Origin of the sequence: Microbacterium sp. HMWF026 (assembly GCF_003061325.1) — a bacterium.
In the GTDB taxonomy this organism is placed as follows: Bacteria; Actinomycetota; Actinomycetes; order Actinomycetales; family Microbacteriaceae; genus Microbacterium; species Microbacterium testaceum_E.
Window position 1 is genome coordinate 1 of record NZ_QAJB01000255.1, and the last position, 4,960, is coordinate 4,960.

The 4,960-nt window shown below is 72.6% G+C and carries 4 protein-coding genes; 1 reads left to right on the top strand and 3 read right to left on the bottom strand.

Annotation, left to right across the window (positions count from 1 at the left end; genetic code table 11):
- Positions 1–769, bottom strand: a 769-nt coding sequence (locus DBR36_RS10020; protein WP_108319017.1) for an ROK family transcriptional regulator, incomplete at its 3' end; no start/stop codon positions are given.
- Between the two features lie 56 nt (positions 770–825).
- Between DBR36_RS10020 and DBR36_RS10025 the strand changes: the two genes are divergently transcribed.
- Positions 826–2,946: an alpha-galactosidase gene (locus DBR36_RS10025; RefSeq protein WP_108319019.1), complete on the top strand. Its 2,121-nt coding sequence runs from the start codon at positions 826–828 to the stop codon at positions 2,944–2,946.
- A gap of 39 nt (positions 2,947–2,985) precedes the next feature.
- On the opposite strand, the gene DBR36_RS10030 is transcribed toward DBR36_RS10025, so the two are convergent.
- On the bottom strand, positions 2,986–4,032 hold the full coding sequence (locus tag DBR36_RS10030; protein ID WP_108319021.1) for a sodium:calcium antiporter: 1,047 nt from the start codon (positions 4,030–4,032) through the stop codon (positions 2,986–2,988).
- A gap of 70 nt (positions 4,033–4,102) precedes the next feature.
- On the bottom strand, positions 4,103–4,918 hold the full coding sequence (locus DBR36_RS10035; protein ID WP_108319023.1) for a tryptophan-rich sensory protein: 816 nt from the start codon (positions 4,916–4,918) through the stop codon (positions 4,103–4,105).
- Between the last annotated feature and the right edge of the window lie 42 nt (positions 4,919–4,960).

Below are 4,960 nucleotides of genomic sequence, written 5' to 3' on the forward strand. Positions count from 1 at the left end.
CCCGCCGCTCGATCGCGGTGGTGGTCAGCAGGGCGTCGGCGCAGCCGCGGTGCCCGAGCGGGCAGGGCGGGCCGTCCGCGCGGAGCGGCAGATGGCCGACCGTGCCGATCCCGGCGTCGGGAGTGCGCACCGTTCGACCGTCGACGACCAGGCCCAGGCCCACCCCGGCGCCGATCGTGACGACGAGGAATCCGGGGATGCCGCGCCCCACCCCGAACCAGCGTTCGGCCTCGGCGAGGGCCACGACGTCGTTCTCGATCGCCACGGGGACGTCGAGCATGTCCTCGAGCGTCCGGGCGAGGGGGACGTCGTGCCAGTCAAGGAACGGGGCATGGACGGCGACGCCGTCGGCGACGTGCCCGCCGAGGCTCACGCCCACCCCGCGGACGTCGTCCCGACCGAGGGCCTCGAGCGCCTCGACGATCGCGAGGCACGCGCCCCGGGGCGAGGGGTCGTCGAGCGGCCGGTCCCGCGCGTCGAGCAGGTCGGCGCGGATGTCGGTCGCCGCGACGTGCACGCGGTCGCCGGTGAGCTTGACGCCGACGAACGTCCCCGCCGCGGGCGAGATGTCGAGGGGGCGCGAGGGGCGGCCCACCGTGCCGTCGCCGTCATCGTCGAGCTCGACGAGCACGCCGGCGGACAGGAGCGGGCGAGCCAGCCGCGTCAGGCTCGCGGGCGAGAGGCGCAGGCGCGCGGCGAGGGTGCGCCGCGAGATCGGCCCGTGCAGCAGCACCTCGCGGGCGACGGCGGACTCGCTCTCGGTGAGCACGGCATCCTCCTTCGCCGGTCGGGTCGACCAATATGTTCCGTGATAAAAATAATGCCATGTCGCACTCCGCCCCGACGGCCCTTCACCTGCGCAACGGGGGGACGAGCGTCGTCGTCGACCTCACCGCTCCCGCCCTGATCCACTGGGGGCCCGACCTCGGCGACCTCTCGCCGGAGGACCTGTCGTCGATGGTCGTCGCGGCGCAACCGCAGCGCGTCTCGGGCGGGATCGACCAGACCCCTCGCCTGACCCTCGTCCCGACCGCGGCGGCGGGTTGGCCCGGTACTCCCGGGTTCGAGGGCGGGCGCGGCGGAGTGGTGCAGGGAACGGTCTTCTCCCTGGCATCCGCCGAGCCCCGGTCGACCGGCGCGACCCTGCACCTCGTCGACGAGCAGCGCGCGATCCGCCTGCGCGTCGAGCTCGACGTGGATGCCGCCGGGCTCGTCACCCAGCGCCTCACCGTCGTGAACGACGGCGTCGACGATCTCGTCGTCCAGACGCTGCAGCCGACGTTCCCGCTGCCGTGGGACGCCACCGAGGTCCTCGACACGACCGGCCGGCACCTGCGCGAGCGTTCCTCGCAGCGTCACGCCTTCACCTTCGGCACGCACGTGCGCGAGAGCCGCCGCGGGCGCCCCGGTGCCGACGCGACGCTGCTGCTGGCGGCCGGGCGCCCCGGCTTCGGTTTCGAGAACGGCCGGGTGCACGGCATCCACGTCGCCTGGAGCGGAAACCAGCGCGTCCTCGCCGAACGCCTGCCGCTGGGCGAGGCGCTGCTCGCGGGCGGGGAGCTCGCCGCGTGGGGAGAGATCGTGCTCGGCCCCGGCGGCGAGGTGTCGTCGCCGACCGTCTACGGGTCGTGGGGCGAGGGCCTCGACCAGCTCGCGGCGCGCTTCCACGACGCGTGGCGGGCACGGTCGCAGCACCCCGCGCGCCCTCGCCCGATCACGCTGAACACGTGGGAGGCGGTGTACTTCGACCACCGCCTGCCGAAGCTCCTCGAGCTCGCCGACGTCGCCGCCGAGATCGGCGTCGAACGGTTCGTGCTGGACGACGGCTGGTTCCGCCACCGCCGCGACGACACCGCGGGACTGGGGGACTGGTACGTCGACGAGGGCGTCTGGCCCGACGGGCTGAGCCCGCTCGCCGACCACGTCGTCGGACTCGGCATGGAGTTCGGCCTCTGGTTCGAGCCCGAGATGGTCAACCCCGACAGCGACGTCGCGCGTGCCCACCCCGAATGGATCCTGCGCGGCCGCGACGAATTGCCGCCCTCCGCCCGCCAGCAGCAGGTGCTCAACCTGGCGAACGCGGACGCGTATGCCTACATCCTCGAGCGCATGACCGAGGTGCTCCGGACCTACCCGATCGCCTACGTCAAGTGGGACCACAATCGCGACCTCGTGGATGCCGCGACCGGTCCCGGCGGCGGTTCGGCCGTGCACGCCCACACGCTCGCCGTCTACCGGCTGATCGACGAGCTGAAGGCCGCGTTCCCCGGCCTCGAGATCGAGAGCTGCGCCTCGGGCGGGGCGCGGGTGGATCTCGGCATCCTGGACCGTACCGACCGCATCTGGACGAGCGACTGCCTCGATCCCGTCGAGCGGCTCGAGACGCAGCGCTACACCGCGCTGGTCGTTCCGCCCGAGATGATGGGCATGCACCTGACCACCCCGCACGTGCACTCGACCGGTCGCGCCGTCTCGCTCGCGTTCAGCGGAGCAGTGGCGCTGTTCGGGCACTTCGGCATCGAGTGGGACCTCACGACCCTCGACGACCGCGACCGCGCGCTCGTGGGCGAGTGGGTGGCCCTCGCGCGGCGGGTGCGCCCGCTCGTGGCGACCGGGCGGCTCGTCAACGTCGACACCACCGACCCGGGCCTCGACGTGCGCGGCGTGGTCGCGGCCGGTCGCGACCGGGCGTTCTTCACGATCGCGCAGACCCAGACGCTCATCGCCTCGCCGGCGGGACGCGTGCGGCTGCCCGGACTCGACCCCGACCGCTCGTACCGCGTGCGCCTGGTCACCCCCGGGGGCGTCGTGCAGGAGCCGGCGCAGTCGCCGCTGCCGTGGGCGCACCACGACACGGTGCTGACCGGTCGTCAGCTGGCCGAGGCCGGCATCCGTCCGCCGGTGCAGAACCCGCAGCAGGCGGTGGTGGTGGAGCTGACGGCGTGAGCATCGCCGGCCGGGGGCGATGACGCGTCGCGATCGGGCTCAGCCCGCGACCGCGAACAGCCCGGCCACCCCCACCGCGTAGAGCACGAGGACGACGAACGAGTCGACGCCCATACCGATGAGGCGGCGGCGGGGGCGGAAGATGAGCCCGACCACGTAGACGAGGGTCAACAGCGCCGCCAGGGCCGTCAGATAGATGTCGGCGCCGTTCGCGCGCGGCAGCACGGCCGACCCCGAGATCACCGTGGCGAGCAGGAACAGCACGGGCAAGAAGGCGTTGCCGCCGAAGATGTCGCTGATCGCCAGGTTGTCGTCGCCCTGCCTGATCGCCTGCAGACCCGTGGAGATCTCGGGCAGCGACGTCGCGAGTGCCAGTACGGTCGCGCCGAACAGCACTCCCGACAGGCCGATCTGCGACGAGGCCGCGTCGCCCGCGCGTTCCAGGACCACACCGGCCCCGAGCGTGGCGAGCGCCGAGAGCGAGAAGACGACGACCGCCTTCTTCGTCCCCATCTTCTTGCGGTCGGTCGTCTTCGCGGGCTTCGGTGTCGCGTCGGGAGCCCGGCCGTCCTCGTGCCACGGCAGGTGCGCACCGGCGCGCTGGACGAGGATCAGACCGACGATCCACAGGGCGGCGATGAGCACCACGTCGGGGGTCAGGCGCAGCACCTCGAGGCCGTCCGGCAGCTGGCTGCCCGCGATGACCACCGCGAGAACGGCGACCACCACCAGGCCCTCGAGGACCAGCGTGAGGGATGCCGCGCGGTACGTCAGCGGCTTCACCCCGCGTCCGCGCTTGCCGAACGCGTCGAGGATCACGAGCACCACGGTCTGCAGGGCGATCCCGCCCAGGATGTTGCCGACGGCCACCTCGAGGTTGCCCGCCATCGCGGCCGACACGGTGATCGCGATCTCGGGCAGGTTCGTGGCCACCGCCAGGACGATCAGCCCGCCCAGCGCGCTGCCGAGATGCAGGCGCGCATCGAGGACGTCGGTCGCCTTGGAGAGCTGGATGCCGGCCACCCACACCACCGCGGCGGCGGCGACGAAGATGACGACGAGAAGAGCGAGAGGCAGCGAGTCCACGGCCCGATTACACGCCCCACGGCCGTGGTGCGCGTGCCGCTTGCGCGGGGGAGCGCGAAGGCCTAGGCGCTCAGTCGACGCCCGGGCGGACCAGCCGCAGGACGCTCACCGCGACGGGCGGCAGCAGCACGATCACGGCGACGATGATCGCCGTCACCCCGATGGGTCCGCTCTGCGGCTCACCGGTGAAGCGCTCCACGGCGAGCCAGCTCAGACCCCACGCGAGGGCGATCGCGGGCGTGACGCGCCAGCCGCTGCGCCACGCGATCGCCAGACCGATGAGGGCCACCACGAGCAGGACGGCGATGCCGATGGCATCCGCCGCGCCCTCCCACTCCGCGGGGACGATGGTCGTGAGCCACGCGGCCGTGTTGGCGACGGTGGCGAGGGTGACCCAGCCCAGGTGCAGACCGGTCACGCCGTCGATCAGCACGGAGTCCGCGAAACCGCCCCGGGGTTCGCGGGTCGCGACCGCGACGCGGAACGTCCAGCCGAGGGCCGCGAGGAGCAGCACGATCACGACCACCGTGAGAAAGAGCGTGCCGAAGCGCGCCGCCACCAGCCACAGGCCGTTCAAGGTCATGGTCAGCGCGATCAGCCAGCCGAGCGCGCGCTGGCGGGGGTTCGTACGCTGACCGGGCAGGGCCTGCCAGATCGCGTACGCGATGAGCCCCAGGTAGATGACCGACCAGATCGAGAAGGCGGGCCCGGCCGGGGCGAGGTAGGAACCGCTCGTGCTGAGGGCTCCGCCCTGCTGATCCTCGACCGCGGTGCTGCCGAAGGCCCCGGCGCCGATGACCGCCGCGATCAGCATGAACGACAGGGCGGAGAGGACGACGATCTGGCGAGCGAGGTCCGAGCCCCGCCATGCGGCTGTTGCGTTCATGAGTAGAACACTAGAAAAGCTAGGTAAATACCGGGCTCGGAC